This window comes from Streptomyces sp. NPDC047706 (assembly GCF_043204795.1).
Taxonomy (GTDB): Bacteria; Actinomycetota; Actinomycetes; order Streptomycetales; family Streptomycetaceae; genus Streptomyces.
Genome location: NZ_JBIDCW010000069.1, coordinates 1 through 1,242 on the forward strand (window position 1 = coordinate 1; position 1,242 = coordinate 1,242).

Annotated in this window: 1 protein-coding gene; it reads right to left on the reverse strand. The window is 73.1% G+C overall.

What is annotated here, in order from left to right; translation table 11 throughout:
- Nucleotides 1-1,242 (reverse strand): DUF4118 domain-containing protein (locus tag ACGF8A_RS34540; protein WP_393114800.1); only part of this gene is annotated, 1,242 nt, incomplete at both ends.

Below are 1,242 nucleotides of genomic sequence, written 5' to 3' on the forward strand. Positions count from 1 at the left end.
CGGCGTGACCGTGCCGGTCTGCAGGCGGGACATGTCGAGCAGGTTCCCGACCAGGTGGTCCAGCCGGTCGGCGCCCTCCTCGATGCCTTCGAGAAACTCTGCCTGGTCCTCCTCGGACCACGCCACGTCGTCGGACCGCAGACTGGAGACCGCCGCCTTGATGCCGGCCAGGGGGGTGCGGAGGTCGTGGCTGACGGCGGCGAGCAGCGCGGTGCGGATGCGGTTGCCCTCGGCGAGGGCACGCGCCCGCTCGGCCTCCTCCTGGAGGCGGCGCCGGTCCAGTACGACCACGGCCTGGGCGGCGAACGCGGCCAGCACCCGGCGGTCCTCGGCGGGCAGCACCCGCCCCGTCAGGGCCAGCGCCAAGCGGTCCCCCACCGGCATGTCCACGTCCGCGTCCTCCGGGCGCTCCAGCGGCCCGCCGGCTCCGACGCGGCCCACGCAGGTCCACGGGGCGACGTCGCTCTCGCGCTCCAGCAACGCGGCCGACTCCATGCCGAAGGTCTCGCGCACCCGCTCCAGCAGGGCCTCCAGACTGGTCTCGCCGCGCAGCACGTTGCCCGCGAGGAAGGACAGGATCCCCGACTCGGCCCGCAGCCGGGCCGCCTGATGCGTACGCCGGGCCGCGAGGTCCACCACCGACGCCACCGCCACCGCGACGCCGACGAAGATCGCGATGGCGACGATGTTCTTCGGGTCGGCGATCGTCAGGGTGTGCACGGGCGGGGTGAAGTACCAGTTCAGCAGCACCGATCCGACGACCGCCGACGCCAGTGCCGGCAGGAGCCCGCCGAGCAGCGCCGCCGCCACGGTCAGGGTGAGATACAGCAGCATGTCGTTGGCGAGGCCGACGCCGGGCGCGACGCTCGTCAGCAGCAGCGTGAGCAGGAGGGGGCCGAGCACGCCGACCAGCCAGCCCCAGAGCAGGCGCAGTCCGCCCAGGCGTGCGCCGCGGGCGACGGGCAGGCCCCGCCCCTTGCCCGCCTCGTCGTGCGTGACGATGTGCACATCAAGATCCGGACCCGACTCCCGGGCCACCGTCGCCCCCACACCCGGCCCGAACACGTACTGCCACGCCTTGCGCCGCGACGACCCCAGCACGATCTGCGTGGCATTCACACCCCGCGCGAACTCCAGCAACGCCGCGGGTATGTCATCCCCCACCACATGATGAAACGTCCCCCCAAGATCCTCCACCAGCCTCCGCTGCACCGCCAGCTCCTTCGGCGAAGCCGCCGTCAG